Raw genomic sequence first — 799 nt, 5'->3', positions numbered from 1 at the left:
GCTTTCATTTTGTACGCTTTAGTCTTTGGGACACCAAGCTCATTTGAAGTAGTAAGCCCAAAGTTTTTGCAATTAATGGCCTCTTTTGGCGTACTGCTTTACGCCAGCGTTGGCTTGTACAGCATGCTTAAGGGCGGCCAATTCCTTGATTACAACAAAATCGCAGCAGACCCAATCGCTGGCCAACACTACGGTATAATTATCATTGAACTTGGTGTTGGTATTACAGTGTTTGCCGTTATGCTTAGTATTTTCTATGCCTTCGATAGCCAGGCTGAGAGGTCTAACATCCAGTGAACTTTATTCTCGATTACTACAATTACTGGATCGTCGTATTTTTGATGATGACCGGTTTCTATATCGTTATATCCGCAAATAACCTGGTCAAAAAGGTCGTTGGTTTAAACGTCTTTCAGACCTCAGTTTTTATGCTTTACATTTCTATGGGTAAAGTCACTGGCGGCACCGCACCAATTGTCGTCGAAGGGGTTTCTCAATACTCTAACCCCCTCCCTCATGTTTTGATTCTCACAGCAATTGTTGTCGGCGTTGCGACAACGGCTGTGGGGCTTTCACTAATTGTTCGGATCAAACGGGCTTACGGCACAGTTGAAGAGAACGAATTTGAAAACAAGGATGATGCCATCTAATGCTTGACCAACACCTGGCTGTGCTTCCTATAATTTTGCCCCTGATAGCAGCACCTATCACACTCGTTTTGGGCCGTTCAATACTATCTTGGTGTTTTGCCACGCTAATAAGCGCTTGGGCCTGCCTGGTCTCGTGGCAGCTATTAGTT

At 44.4% G+C, this 799-nt stretch carries 2 protein-coding genes; both read left to right on the top strand.

The window, feature by feature from the left end; genetic code table 11:
• A partial coding sequence (locus A3735_RS23300) for an MnhB domain-containing protein (protein ID WP_304440011.1) occupies nucleotides 1-297 on the top strand: 297 nt, incomplete at its 5' end.
• Complete coding sequence (locus A3735_RS23295) at nucleotides 294-650, top strand: cation:proton antiporter subunit C (RefSeq protein WP_082865136.1); 357 nt, start codon at nucleotides 294-296, stop codon at nucleotides 648-650. The genes A3735_RS23300 and A3735_RS23295, both read left to right, overlap by 4 nt.
• Nucleotides 651-799: the final 149 nt, after the last annotated feature.

The organism is Oleiphilus sp. HI0061, from assembly GCF_001635675.1.
Note: the sequence above shows the minus strand (reverse complement) of the source record. Positions and strands in the feature narration are given on the sequence as shown.